This is a genomic window from Pseudomonas sp. MG-9, from assembly GCF_018729515.1.
Classification (GTDB): Bacteria; Pseudomonadota; Gammaproteobacteria; order Pseudomonadales; family Pseudomonadaceae; genus Aquipseudomonas; species Aquipseudomonas serboccidentalis.
The window spans coordinates 181,422-194,443 of sequence record NZ_JAHHZH010000003.1; the positions used below are offsets into that span (position 1 = coordinate 181,422).

General features: G+C 60.5%; 11 protein-coding genes. 4 read left to right on the forward strand and 7 right to left on the reverse strand.

Features of this window, described 5'->3' with window-relative positions; genetic code table 11:
* The first annotated feature begins 592 nt into the window (after positions 1–592).
* Positions 593–2,401, forward strand: coding sequence for a monovalent cation:proton antiporter-2 (CPA2) family protein (locus KKQ10_RS09100; RefSeq protein WP_127650957.1), 1,809 nt, complete (start codon positions 593–595; stop codon positions 2,399–2,401).
* Positions 2,402–3,310: 909 nt separating this feature from the next.
* Here the strand turns inward: KKQ10_RS09100 and hcnC are convergent.
* The 5 genes from hcnC to KKQ10_RS09125 form a co-directional block, all read right to left on the reverse strand.
* Entirely contained in the window at positions 3,311–4,570 is a 1,260-nt protein-coding gene (gene hcnC / locus KKQ10_RS09105) for a cyanide-forming glycine dehydrogenase subunit HcnC (protein WP_215500889.1), read from the reverse strand.
* Complete coding sequence (gene hcnB, locus KKQ10_RS09110) at positions 4,563–5,972, reverse strand: cyanide-forming glycine dehydrogenase subunit HcnB (protein ID WP_127650959.1); 1,410 nt, start codon at positions 5,970–5,972, stop codon at positions 4,563–4,565. Before hcnB ends, hcnC begins: the two co-directional genes overlap by 8 nt.
* The gene (gene hcnA / locus KKQ10_RS09115) at positions 5,969–6,283 is read right to left on the reverse strand and encodes a cyanide-forming glycine dehydrogenase subunit HcnA (protein ID WP_215500890.1); all 315 of its coding nucleotides are present in this window, start codon (positions 6,281–6,283) and stop codon (positions 5,969–5,971) included. The genes hcnB and hcnA overlap by 4 nt, the downstream gene beginning before the upstream one ends.
* Positions 6,284–6,525: 242 nt before the next feature.
* Positions 6,526–7,065, reverse strand: coding sequence for a hypothetical protein (locus KKQ10_RS09120; protein ID WP_215500891.1), 540 nt, complete (start codon positions 7,063–7,065; stop codon positions 6,526–6,528).
* A gap of 259 nt (positions 7,066–7,324) precedes the next feature.
* The gene (locus KKQ10_RS09125) at positions 7,325–8,257 is read right to left on the reverse strand and encodes a hypothetical protein (RefSeq protein ID WP_215500892.1); all 933 of its coding nucleotides are present in this window, start codon (positions 8,255–8,257) and stop codon (positions 7,325–7,327) included.
* A gap of 307 nt (positions 8,258–8,564) precedes the next feature.
* On the opposite strand from KKQ10_RS09125, the gene KKQ10_RS09130 reads away from it, so the two are divergent.
* Both KKQ10_RS09130 and KKQ10_RS09135 read left to right on the forward strand, forming a co-directional pair.
* Positions 8,565–9,248 (forward strand): response regulator transcription factor, encoded by a 684-nt coding sequence (locus tag KKQ10_RS09130; RefSeq protein ID WP_127650964.1) that lies wholly within the window; start codon positions 8,565–8,567, stop codon positions 9,246–9,248.
* A complete protein-coding gene (locus tag KKQ10_RS09135; RefSeq protein ID WP_127650965.1) occupies positions 9,226–10,620 on the forward strand; it encodes a sensor histidine kinase in 1,395 nt (464 codons plus the stop codon). The genes KKQ10_RS09130 and KKQ10_RS09135 overlap by 23 nt, the downstream gene beginning before the upstream one ends.
* A 123-nt stretch (positions 10,621–10,743) precedes the next feature.
* Here the strand turns inward: KKQ10_RS09135 and KKQ10_RS09140 are convergent, their stop codons facing one another.
* Entirely contained in the window at positions 10,744–11,154 is a 411-nt protein-coding gene (locus tag KKQ10_RS09140) for an SRPBCC family protein (protein ID WP_127650966.1), read from the reverse strand.
* 30 nt (positions 11,155–11,184) lie between these two features.
* Entirely contained in the window at positions 11,185–11,982 is a 798-nt protein-coding gene (locus KKQ10_RS09145; protein WP_127650967.1) for an SDR family NAD(P)-dependent oxidoreductase, read from the reverse strand.
* A 331-nt stretch (positions 11,983–12,313) separates the two neighbouring features.
* Between KKQ10_RS09145 and KKQ10_RS09150 the strand changes: the two genes are divergently transcribed.
* Complete coding sequence (locus KKQ10_RS09150) at positions 12,314–12,973, forward strand: methyltransferase family protein (protein ID WP_215500893.1); 660 nt, start codon at positions 12,314–12,316, stop codon at positions 12,971–12,973.
* Positions 12,974–13,022 lie beyond the last annotated feature (49 nt).

Sequence of the window (13,022 nt, forward strand, 5' to 3'; positions counted from 1 at the left end):
TCAGTCTGTGCACGATCATGTGCCACACCCTGGAAAAAACAGGAAATGAGCTGATCGAGCTGAAATCGCAGGGGTTCCGATCCAATGGAATCCAGATACAAGTTTCAATTCCTTATGAAAACTTCGCGCGGCCATCCTGGTCGCTTTCATTACGGCCGTTATAAACAGCCAGCATCTTGGGTGAAAAATAGTAGGTTCGGAGCCCTTGCCTTGTCAATCCTTGTAACAAACATTTAATGGTAAATCGCATGCCATGAACTATCTGGTACACGCAACCCTCCATCGAACTCTCACATTGGGAACTTCGTCCATCGCCAGCGATTATCGAGTTATCAGGCAATTGCTCGGCAATATCACCGCCACATCACCCAAGACAAAAGTATAACTTCACATCGCCCGTGAACTGTCAAAGCATCCGTAATTCGATGATGGCAATGCGACAACTTTTAAGTTGCCTAACGTTATTGGCATAAAACATTCACCGATCTGAAAAGGTCCTGGTGGAAAATCGCTGCCCCGAGCGCCTGTGGTGTGACAGGGAATCAGCCTTTATCCTTGACGCCCCCGCCGTACCGCTGTCAGGAGTAAACCCATGCCCCATGAAGGCAACCTGTTACAAGCCGCTGTCGTGTTTCTGTTCGCCGCGGTGCTCACCGTGCCCTTGGCCAAACGTCTGCAATTGGGCGCCGTGCTCGGTTATCTGCTGGCGGGGGTGATCATCGGCCCGTCGGTGCTTGGCCTGATCGGCAATCCGCAAAGCGTTGCGCACATCTCGGAACTGGGTGTGGTGTTGCTGCTGTTCATCATCGGCCTTGAACTGTCGCCACGTCGGTTGTGGGTGATGCGCAAATCGGTGTTCGGTGTCGGGCTGGCGCAGGTGCTGCTGACCGCTGCGGTGATCGGCGTGCTGGCGTTGTACGTGTTCGGTCAGCCGCTCAACAGTGCCATTGTGCTCGGCCTGGGCCTGGCGCTGTCGTCCACCGCATTCGGCCTGCAAAGCCTGGCCGAACGCAAGGAACTGACCAGCCCTCATGGGCGACTGGCGTTTGCGATTCTGCTGTTTCAGGACATCGCGGCGATCCCGTTGATCGCGCTGGTGCCGATGCTCGCCGGTGGCGCTCACGACACCAGCAGCGCGGGCAGCCTGAATCATGGTTTGCAGGTACTCGGCGGGATCGCCGTGGTGGTGGTCGGCGGGCGTTATCTGTTGCGTCCGGTGTTTCGCGTGGTGGCAAAAACCGGTCTGCCGGAGGTGTCCACCGCCACCGCATTGCTGGTGGTGATCGGCACCGCGTGGCTGATGGATCTGGTCGGGGTGTCGATGGCACTCGGGGCGTTTCTCGCCGGCCTGCTGCTGGCGGATTCGGAATATCGCCATGAACTGGAAGCGCAGATCGAACCGTTCAAAGGCCTGCTGCTGGGGCTGTTTTTCATCAGCGTCGGCATGGGCGCGAACCTGAGCCTGCTGCTGAGTGCACCGATCACCGTGCTGGGCCTGACGCTGTTGCTGATCGGTCTGAAGTTGCCGCTGCTGTTTGTGGTCGGGCGTCTGGCCGGCGGGCTGAATAAAGTCAGTGCGATTCGCCTGGGCATCGTGCTCGCGGCCGGTGGTGAATTTGCCTTTGTGGTGTTCAAGATCGGTCGCGATCAGGGCCTGTTCGAACCGCGTCTGTATGACCTGCTGGTGCTGACCATCACCCTGTCGATGGCGTTGACGCCGTTGCTGCTGTTGATCTGTGCGCGACTGGTCAGCCCGAAAGTGCAGCCGGTGGAGGTCCCGGAGAAATTCCGCGAAATCGACACCGAGGCGCCGCGAGTGGTGATCGCCGGCATGGGCCGGATGGGCCAGATCGTGGCGCGGATTCTGCGGGCGCAGAACATCAAGTTCGTGGCGCTGGACACCTCGGTGGAAACCATCGAACTGTCGCGCAGCTTCGGCGGTGTGCCGGTGTTTTACGGCGACCCGATGCGCCCGGAAATTCTCAATGCGGCCAAGGTCGGCGAGGCGGAATATTTTGTGATTGCCACGGACGATCCGGAGACCAACATCAAGACCGCCGAGATCGTGCGCAAGCTGTATCCGCACATGAAAATCATCGCCCGGGCGCGTAACCGTCAGCACGTACACCGTTTGGTCGATGTCGGCGCCGATCCGATTCGAGAGACCTATTACTCCAGTCTGGAAATGAGCCGCCGCACGCTGGTCGGCCTCGGTCTGACCCAGGCCCAGGCCGATGCGCGGATCAAGCGCTTCAAACACCACGACGAACAGGTACTGGAAGCCCAGCACGCGGTTTACGACGACGCGGCCAAAGTCCTGCAGACCGCCCAGGAAGCCCGGGCGGAACTGGCGCGGTTGTTCGAATCGGATCAACTGGAAGAGGAATCGCGCCAGTCCTGACTTCAGCACAATTCCAATTGCAGGAGTGAGCCTGCTCGCGATTGCAATCTATCAGCAGATACCTCTTTCTCTGAAAGACCGCCATCGCGAGCAGGCTCACTCCCACAAGGTTCGGCGTAGTGCGCAAATGACCGGTACGACTTGACTACTGTAGGAGTGAGCCTGCTCGCGATTGCAATCTATCAGTAGATATCTCTTTCTCTGAAAGACCGCCATCGCGAGCAGGCTCACTCCTACAAGGTTCGGTGTAGTGCGCAAATGACCGGTACGACTCGACTACTGTAGGAGTGAGCCTGCTCGCGATTGCAATCTATCAGCAGATACCTCTTTCTCTGAAAGACCGCCATCGCGAGCAGGCTCACTCCTACAAGGTTCGGCGTAGTGCGCAAATGACCGGTACGACTCGACTACTGTAGGAGTGAGCCTGCTCGCGATTGCAATCTATTAGTAGATCTCTCTTTCACTGAAAGACCGCCATCGCGAGCAGGCTCACTCCCACAAGGTTCGGTGTAGTGCGCAAATGACCGGTACGACTCGACTACTGTAGGAGTGAGCCTGCTCGCGATTGCAATCTATAAGCAGATATCTCTTTCTCTGAAAGACCGCCATCGCGAGCAGGCTCACTCCTACAAGGTTCGGTGTAGTGCGCAAATGACCGGTACGACTCGACTACTGTAGGAGTGAGCCTGCTCGCGATGGCAATCTATCAGCAGATACCTCTTTCTCTGAAAGACCGCCATCGCGAGCAGGCTCACTCCCACAAGGTTCGGCGTAGTGCGCAAATGACCGGTACGACTCGACTACTGTAGGAGTGAGCCTGCTCGCGTTTGCAATCTATCAGCAGATACCTCTTTCTCTGAAAGACCGCCATCGCGAGCAGGCTCACTCCTACAGGGATTGTGGGTGAGATTAAGCCAGTTCCAGCTCGCGCTCTTGCTTGACCGAAGCAGTCTCAAACCGGTCCGCCAGGAACGGTGTGATATCCAGTGGCAGCGGCTCATCATTGACCAGTTTGTCCAGCAGCACCCCGGTGATCGCCGAGGTCAGGATGCCGGTGCGGAAGTGTCCGCAGGCATTCAGGTAACCCTCCACCCCACGCATCGGCCCGAGGATCGGCAGCTCATCCGGCGAGCCCGGGCGCAGGCCGGCCCAGGTGCGTTTGAGGTTGACATCCTTGAGCTCCGGCAGACAGCGCACCGCGCCCTGCACCAGCCCGGCGATTTCCGGGTAGGTGGTGGTAACGTCGAAGCCTTTGTCTTCGGTGGTGCTACCGATCAGGATCTCGCCGTTGTCCTTCTGCGCCACATAGCAATCGCTGGTGGTCAGACAGCCGTTGAGGATCTTCGGCATGCGTTCGGTCAGCAGGATCTGGCCCTTGACCGGTTTCACCGGGATACGAATACCCGTCGCCCACTCGCTCAAGTCCGCCGCCCAGGCACCACCGGCGTTGATCAGCGTCTTGCAGTGGAACACGCCCTGCTCGGCCGTTTGCACACCGGTCACACGGCTGCCGTGATGCAACACACCCGTGACATTGGTGTTGACGAAGATGTCCACGCCATTTTGCCGCGCGCCTTCCATGTAGGCATCGGCGAGGCGGAACGGGCTGACCTGGTGATCGCAGAGAAACTCCAGCGCCCCGCGTGCTTCGTGGCTGACACTCGGCTCTGACTCACGCAATGCGGCCTGATCGAGCCAGCGCACTTGATCGGCCAGGTGCGGAATGCAGCCAACAATGTGCTCGGCGTAGAGCCGGTCTTCGTCGTCATAAATGACGAATTTCAACCCGGTCTTTTCGAACTTGAAATCCATCCCGTGATTGTCTTTCAGCTCACGGTGCAGCGCCGGGTACAGCGCGTTGGACTGCAAGGCGAAATCGAAGAACGACTCCGGCAGGATGTGCGGCGTGCTAGCGTCCACCGCCACCGCCGCACCCTGGGTTTCGCGCTTGCGGTTGGCCGACATCATGCGGAAGAAAATCACCCCGCAACCCAGTCCCACCGACTCGCCGATGGCCCACAAGCCGCCAGCCGAGGCGCGCGTTGCGTTGCCCGGACGCTTGGCATCGATCAGCGCGACCTTGAGGCCCTGGCGCTTGGACAATTGATAGGCGCAGGACGCCCCGATCACGCCGCCACCGGCAATGATCACGTCGTAGAACTTACTCATGGGAAGCGGCCTCCGTGCCGACGGACTGGAACGCAGAAAAAGGAATCGGATCGATCGGGAAGCGCGGACGCAGCCAGCCGACGTCCTTGCGGCCGGTGGCCTGACGCAGGCGGTCGCTGCAGTAGCCGACGCACATCCGCCCCTGACAATCGCCCATGCTCACCCGGGTGCGCATCTTCAGGCTGGCGATGTCTTGCACGCCCTGCTCCAGCGCCCGATCGATGTCGGCGCGGGTGGCGTGTTCGCAGCGGCAGATCACTGTGTCCGCGGCCGGCAGCGCGGTCTGGCCGACGCCGCGTTCGGTGTAGCGGTCCACCGCTGCACGAAAGCGCACGATGGTTTTCAGTTTGCTCAGGAAGCGGTCGCGACGCACCCGCGCCAGATCTTCTTCGATAATCCCGCGTTGCAGCAGGATCGAGGTCGCGGCGATCTTGCCGGCGAGCATCGCCGCCTCACCACCGCGAATCCCGCCCATGTCGCCGGCCAGGTGCACGTGCGGCTCGTTGCTTTGCTGCCAGGTGTTCGAGTTGGCGCGCAGGTAGCCGTCGTCACTGAAACCGTGATCCAGGCCCATCTGCTGACTGAGCTGGGTGCGCGGAATGAAGCCGTAGCCAACGGCCAGGGTCTGGGCTTCGAAGCGCTCGATGCGTGTCAGGTCCGGCTCCCAGGTGGCCGAGTACGGTGCCACCGTGACGCTTTTCAGCTCGCCGTCGCCGTGCGCTTCGACCACGCCCCAGCCGTAGTTCATCGGGATGCCGTGCAGTTTCAGGTAGGCGAGCATGCTCAAACCGTCGAGGAACAGCTGCGGTTTGTTCAGCAGCGCCAGACTTTCGCGGGCGATCTTGCCGAATGCGCAGGCTTCATAAACGCCCGCGACTTTGACGCCGGACGCGTGCAGCTGGGTCGCCACCAGCGGCAGCAACGGCCCGGTGCCGGCGATGATCACCGGCCCCTGCGGCTTGACCACGCCACTTTTGATTTGCAGTTGCAGACCGCCCAGCATGATCACCCCCGGCAACGTCCAGCCCGGGAACGGCACGCTGCGCTCGTGGCATCCGGCGGCCAACAGCAATTGCGGGTAATGGATTTCGTGCAGTTGCTCGTCGCCATCCAGCACTACCAGTGCGCGAGTGCCTTCGGCGCCGACCACGCGGTGGTTCAGGCGCACGTCGATCAACCCGGCCTGTTCCTGGAAGTCACCGTGCAGTTTGCCCAGCGCCTCGGAATAACGAGGCCCCAGATAATCCAGCTGCACGCCATCACGCAGCGGCCCGCGATAGACCACCCCGCCGAGGCGCGAAGCTTCTTCGAGCACGGTGCAACGCACCCCGTGGCGCGCCAGTTCGATGGCCGCTGCCATCCCCGCCGGACCGCCGCCGACGATCACCGGTTGCTGGCTCATACGACCTCCTGCTCGTTGATGCGATTGACCCGGGTTTCAATCTGCATGCCGTCGCGCACCACGGTCTGGCAGGCGCGGCGCTTGTGGCGGCCGTTGATTTTCACCAGGCAGCACTGGCACACGCCCATGCCGCAGTAGGCTCCGCTGATCTGGTCATGATCATTGCGTGCGACCTGGCGCACGCCGAGGGACTGGATAACGCTGAGCACGGTTTCGCCAATAGCAGCGGTGACCGGCTGGCCGTTGATGTGGACAGTCATATCCGCCTGGGTCAGGGGCTGGATATCGAAGGTTCTTTCTAGGCAGTGCATTGCAATGTTCATCCGTGAAGGTTCGGTTGAGGTGGTGTCAGCTCCTTGCTGCACTACACCGTGTCGACGCTGTTATTGCTTTGATTGGAGACGTCGGCGCGGATACTTCGTCAGCGCAACAAGATGCGCGAGAAGCACTGTAGTTCATACCTCAGCAAAGGCCTGGATCATTTACGTTAGGCGAAGTCGCCCGACGAAATATTGATCCAGGCCAGTGAAAGCGGTCGGGTTGTTCAACGATCTCAGTTGGAGAAGACGAACTGCCCTTTGATCTTTTTCGAACCCATGAAACCGAGGTCGGGAAACAGCAGGTTTTTCACCCACGCCACGAAAAACACCATCGCCAGCGTCGTCACCACACCGATGATCACCGACACCGGGTCTTCGGCGTAATCCTTGAACAGCCGTGGCATCTGGCTGATCGAAAGCAGCATGTACACGGTGTAGGTCTGCGCCGAGTGGCGATGGAAACCCCAGGCGAACAACAACGGCACACTACCGGCCAGCAACCCGAGGACGAACGCAAGACCGTCGCTGATCGTCAGCCCCAGTAAATAACCGCCCACCAGCCCGATCAATGCCTGCACGTAGATCAGCCCGAGCAATACCTTGATCTTGCCGGCATGCCGCTCAAGCAATTGCGGATCCGGGCGCGAGCCGATCCAGTAGGCCAGGACCTTGTCCTTGACCGCACCACCGGACAACGCCTTGAAGGTCTCGGTTTTCGAGCGCCCGGCCTCCAGCATCTGCATTGCCTGACGTTTGATTTCCTTCTTGTCCAACGTGCTTTTCCTTAAGTAGAGAGATCCGGGGATGGAGCGTTGCGCTCCAGCCGCCGATTCTCGCCTTGTTGAACCCCGGAAAGCAAAAAGCCGCTTGCACCGTGAAGTGAAAGCGGCCGAGGCATGGGCCTCAATAGAGCATTTGGATCATAGAGCATTTGGATCAGTGTACGAACAGCGCAATCAGGATGATGATCGGGATCGGGACACCGAGGAAAAACAGCAGTAGTGAGCGCATGGCGATTCTCCTTATTGAGCGTTAACGAACAGTGGTCGTAGTGGCATAGGTTTGGACTTCAACGTACTCGACCGCATCCCGGCGACGACCGCCGAAAGTAGCGGCGAGGCTGGCGAAGAACGCACCGGCCAGCAGCGCGATGAACATCCACAGCGAGGTCCAGGCAGCGACTTTGGCGGCGGTATCAGTCGCCTGCCGGGCTTTCACTTTGGCGTCGGCAATGGCTTTCTGAGTGCGGGCGTAGACCTCATCGACACGACGTTCGGCATCGGCCTGACTCAGGTTGGTGCGCTGGGCGACCAGTTGCGCAAGGTAGGTACGGTCTTCAGGGCTGAGTTGGCCGTTGGCCAGGCTCTGGGCGAAGATCCGGGTCACCGCGCCATGGGCAGCGTCATCGCTGACCGATGCTGGACGGTCATCGCGGAACAGGCTGTCGACGAAGTAGCCGTACTGGTCACTGTTGGTGTTCGCGGCGGCAGTACCGGCCGCCTGTGTCGCGGCAGCCGCTGCACCACCAGCGACACTGGCACCGGCCTGCACACCGCCACTGATCACACTGCTGACCGAGCCCACCACCAGCACCGCAGTCACCAACGTGGCCACGCACCAGGCGAGGAAGCCATGGGCGGTATCACGGAAATACACTTCATCACCGTGCATGTTGGCCCACTTCACCCGCAGGCGGCCGGCGATGTATCCCCCAAGACCCGAAGCGATGATTTGCGTCAACGCCAGCCAGACAATCGTGGAAATCCCCAGGCTCTTGGCGCTGACGCCCTCGCCGGCCCAAGGTGAAACGGCAGAGAATCCCAAACCGAAGCCGAGCAGCACCAAAATCATCGACAATGCTGCGGCCGCCGCTGCGCCCGCGAAAATCGCGCCCCAGGACACGCCTGACACGTTGCTCGACTCTCCTTCGAAGGCAGGATAAAACCCATCTGAGGATCTATTCATTGTTGTAGTGCTCCAGGCATGAAAAATGGTGTTACAACTCGTCAGCAGAGGAATTGCAGCGACCGTGCCATTCGACAACACTAAATAATTCGTTAAATTTCAACAGGTTAAAAAGACTGAACTTCTCCACTCATTGCAATTTGCAACAATGGACTGAAAGCAGCGGGTTTTCTGCATTGACGGAAAATCGGCAGCGCTACCCGAATTTGCGTGGGTGACAGGCTATACATGAAAGTTAATTTAAAGCGCGCCGGAAAATACTTGGCAAAATGCTGCCATTCCGTTTGAACCGATCAAGGCCTGCTCTATGACTCGTATTTTGACCATCGAAGACGATGCCGTGACCGCCCGTGAAATCGTCGCCGAACTCAGCAGCCACGGCCTGGAAGTGGATTGGGTCGACAATGGCCGTGAGGGCCTGGACCGCGCCGTCAGCGGCAACTACGACCTGATCACCCTCGACCGCATGCTGCCGGAGCTCGATGGCCTGGCCATCGTCACTACCCTGCGTACCATGGGCGTGGCCACGCCGATTCTGATGATCAGCGCCCTCTCCGATGTCGATGAGCGCGTGCGCGGCCTGCGTGCCGGGGGTGATGACTACCTGACCAAGCCGTTCGCCACCGACGAGATGGCCGCGCGCGTGGAAGTGCTGCTGCGCCGCCAGAACAGCGTCGCCACTCAGGCCACCACGTTGCAGGTGGCCGACCTCGAACTGGATTTGATCAGCCACGAAGCACGCCGCGCCGAGCAGGTGCTGACGCTGCTGCCGACCGAATACAAGCTGCTGGAATTTCTCATGCGCAACAGTGGGCAGATCCTGTCGCGGATGATGATTTTCGAAGAGGTCTGGGGTTATCACTTCGACCCGGGCACCAACCTGATCGACGTACACATCGGTCGTCTGCGCAAGAAGATCGACGCCGCGGGCCATGTTCCGCTGATTCGCACGGTACGGGGCTCGGGTTATGTCATTGCCGAACCCGTCTGACGGCTGGCGCTCTTCCAGCAGTCGTCTGCTGGCGCTGTACAGTTCGCTGTTCGTGGCGTGGAGCGCGATCCTCATGGGGGTCATGTATTTCGAGGTCTCCAGTTATCTCGACAACCTCGCCAAGCATTCGCTGATGCAACGTCAGCATCTGTTTTCGCATTTTCGCGGTGAGCAACTGGAAGAAGCCCTCGCCGCCAGCATGACCTTCGACATCCGCGGCATCGACGCCTATGGCCTGTTCGACGCCCGGGGCGTGTACCTCGGTGGCGCCTTGCAGCAACTGCCCGAAGGCCTGCCGCTGGACGGCAAGATCCACACGCTGGATGACTGCGCCGACTCCGACGACCCGACCCTGCCCGCCGACAGCTGTGACGCCGTGGCGACCCAGACCCGCGACGGTCGCTGGCTGGTGTTGTTGCGCGACAACGGCTCGCTGTTCGCGGTGACGCGGATCATTCTGCATGCGTTGTTCTGGGGCGTGTCGCTGACGATTCTGCCGGGGATTGCCGGTTGGCATTTGCTGCGTCGCCGACCGATGCGCCGCATCCGCGCGATTCAGGACAGCGCCCAGGCGATTGTCGCCGGCGACCTGACCCACCGCTTGCCGCTGTCCAACCGCCGCGATGAACTGGACATGCTGGCCGCCATCGTCAACGCCATGCTCGACCGCATCGAACGGCTGATGCATGAAGTCAAAGGCGTGTGCGACAACATCGCCCACGACCTGCGCACGCCGCTGACGCGTTTGCGCGCGCAGTTGTATCGCATGCAGCAGCAGGCCGGCGAAGGTTCGCAGGAAGCGGCGCAACTGGACCTGGTGCTGGCCGAAGCGGATACGCTGATGGCGCGGTTTCGCGGGTTGCTGCGGATTTCCGAGCTGGAAGACCGCCAGCGCCGCTCAGGGTTTGTCGAACTCGATCCAGTGAAATTGCTCGAAGAACTGCATGAGTTTTACCTGCCGCTGGCCGAGGAAGGCGAACTGCTCTTCGTGCTGAACATGCCGGAAACCCTGCCACCCTTGAATGGTGACCGGGCGCTGCTGTTCGAGGCGCTGGCGAATCTGTTGAGCAACTCGATCAAGTTCACCCCGGCGGGCGGGACGGTGATCCTGCGCGGTGTGAACGACGGTGGGCACACGCGGATCGAGGTTCACGATTCCGGGCCGGGGATTCCCGAGACCGAGCGCGAGGCGGTGTTCCAGCGTTTCTATCGGGCCGAGGGCGGGCAGCCGCAAAGCGGATTTGGCCTGGGCTTGTCGATTGTCGCGGCGATTGTCAGCCTGCATGGCTTCAATCTTGAGGTGGGCAGCAGTGAGCTGGGGGGCGCGAAACTGGTGCTGGATTGTCGGCAACGTTTGATCGCCAATTCCTGATATGACATGGATCCCCCTGTGGAAACGGGCTTGCTCGCGAATGCGGTGTGTCAGGCGGCGAAGAGGCTGATTGATCGAACGCTTCGCGAGCAAGCTCGCTCCCACATTTAGGTCCTTGTCAAATCAGGTTGGGTAGTTGGCCCGCAACGCTTCAAGCCCTCCCTGATAGATGCCACTGAACAACGCCACCACTTCCTCATCGCTCACACCTTTGGCGCTAAAGCGGCCCGACCACGTCACCCGGGCGCCCTGCCCGTGGGCTTCGACCTTGATCGTCGCCAGGTAATCGGTGGCCGGAAACGGCGCCTGTTCGATCGAATAGCTATAAGTCCTGGCAGCGTTGTCGAACGCTTGCAGACGCTCGATCACCACACCGCCATCGGCGGTTTGCAGGGTGCGCACGCGCCCGCCTTCGCTCAGCTCACTCTTGGCAATCAACGGCAGCCAGTCCGGCAGCGTGTTGAAGCCGCCGATCAATTGCCAGACCTGATCGGCCGAGGCCGGGATGTCGATCGTTGCTGATGCAGTTGCCATAAATTAACGTTTCTCCAGAAGAATTCGGGTTCAGATCGCCATGCTGTCGACAACGCCACCATCGACCCGCAGGGCTGCGCCGGTGGTGGCCGAGGACAGCGGCGAAGCGATGTACGTGACCAGATGCGCGACTTCTTCGACATCGGCCACGCGCTGGATGATCGAGGTCGGGCGCGCCCTGCGTACAAAGGCGTCGGCCTCTTCGCGCAGGTTACGACCGGACTCGGCCGCGGCGTCCTTGAGCATGTGTTCCACGCCACCGGTAAAGGTCGGCCCTGGCAGGATCGCATTGACCGTCACCCCGGTGCCAGCCAGACGTTTGGCCAGGCCATGGGACACCGCGAGGTTGGCGCTTTTGGTCACGCCATAGTTGAGCATGTCGGCCGGCGTCGCCACACCGGATTCCGAAGACAGGAAAATCACCCGGCCCCAGCCCTGCTCGACCATCGCCGGCACGTAATGGCGCGACAGGCGCACGCCGGAAATCACGTTGACCTCGTAGAATCGCGTCCACTCGCTGTCTGGCGTGTCGAAGAAATCCACCGCGTCGAAGATTCCGAGGTTGTTCACCAGAATGTCCGCGCGCGGTTCGGCGGCGAACAGTTTTTCCGCGCCTTCGGCGGTCCCGAGATCCGCCGTCAGACCACGTAACTGCGCATCCGGCACCTTCTGCCGAATGCTCGCCAGCGCCTGTTCGACCTTGGCCGTTTCCCGGCCGATCACGACGACCGTGGCGCCGGCTTCGGCCAGCGACTGGCTGATGCCCAGACCGATGCCACCCGTGCTGCCGCTGACGATGGCCAGTTTTCCACTCAAGTCGATTTTCATGGGTTCACCTCTTCGATTGGCAATGCACGGAACAACCACCCGTCTCGGGCAATTGGAAGGAATGGATCAGCGTAGACCCGATATTGGCCGGTTGAAGGTCTTGCCGACCGACGACCGGCGTTACCGAAGGCCCTTGGCAACAGATCCGACGCCTTCGCGAGCAAGCCCGCTTGTATGCTGGTACTTGAAGGGAGGAGGGAGAGCTTGGCGCTGGCCGTGATCAAGGGTGGGAGTGAGCTTGCTCACGAAGTGGCCGGTACATCCATGGACGCCTTCACGGGTTCAGCGACGTCCTACACTGAAAATGTCAGCCACCTGTTAAGAGATCACCATGAAAATGTCTGCGCAAATGATCGTGGTTGCGGTGCTCACCACCCTCGCCTACCTGGGCCTTGCGGTGTGGGGCATTGGCGGGCCGGCGGTGTTCTTTGCCCATGGGGCACTGGTGGTGATTGCGCTGGCCACCGTGCTGATGGTGGTGGCGTCGCTGTTCACCGACGTGAACATGAGTTCCGGCGAGCGCGAGGACCGGGCCAATCGCTGGGTGATTCCGGCGTTCGGGGTGATCGGGCTGGTCAGCGGTTTTCTGCCGGCCTATTGCGACCGCATCGACTTCTGGACCTTCGGCGGTGAAGGCGTGCGCTGGCTCGGCGCGTTGCTGTTTATCGTCGGCGGCGCGCTGCGGCTGTGGCCGGTGTTTGTGCTGGGCCGGCGGTTCAGCGGGTTGGTGGCGATTCAACCGGGGCATCGCCTGGTCACTGACGGCATTTACACGCGCCTGCGCAATCCGAGCTATCTGGGGCTGGTGGTCAACGCGATGGGGTGGGCGCTGGCGTTTCGTTCCAGCGTCGGGTTGATTCTGGCGGCGTTGACTCTGATCCCGCTGATCGCCCGCATCCATTCGGAAGAGGCGCTGCTGCGCGGGCAGTTTGGCGCTGAGTACGATGCTTATTGCGCGCGCAGCTGGCGACTCCTGCCCGGCATCTATTAACCACTGTAGGAGCTGCCGCAGGCTGCGATCTTTTGATCTTGTTTTTCAC